Genomic DNA, 332 nt, shown 5'->3' with positions numbered 1-332 from the left:
AGTCAGATTTTTGCCTAAGGTATCCACCTTGGCGTCAAGCTTCACCAGGCTTTTCTGAAGCTCGGAGATGTCGATCTTCAATTCGGCACGAAGCATCGCGAGATCAGTTTTACTCGCAAGGGTTGAGGTCATCTCTTTCTCCATTGCCTCAATGACGGCAGTAGCGTGTTCATCTGGAACGCTGGATGCGACCAACGCTTTGTATAAAACAGTTTCCATTTTCATGGAGCCTCCAAGATTAAGGGAGGACCTGGCCCATACGGGCGAGGCCCGTATGGGGGGAAACAGTGAAGCAACAGCAGAGCTTCCATCGACAGCGGTCGATCGGTCGT

1 protein-coding gene is annotated in these 332 nt (G+C 51.5%); it reads right to left on the bottom strand.

Going from position 1 to position 332, the window contains the following annotated elements; all coding sequences use genetic code 11:
* Positions 1 to 225: hypothetical protein (locus M5B96_RS32460; protein ID WP_248801259.1), on the bottom strand; the 225-nt coding region annotated here is incomplete at its 3' end.
* Positions 226 to 332 lie beyond the last annotated feature (107 nt).

The organism is Pseudomonas sp. MWU13-2105 (assembly GCF_023242315.1).
Classification (GTDB): domain Bacteria; phylum Pseudomonadota; class Gammaproteobacteria; order Pseudomonadales; family Pseudomonadaceae; genus Aquipseudomonas.
Note: the sequence above shows the minus strand (reverse complement) of the source record. Positions and strands in the feature narration are given on the sequence as shown.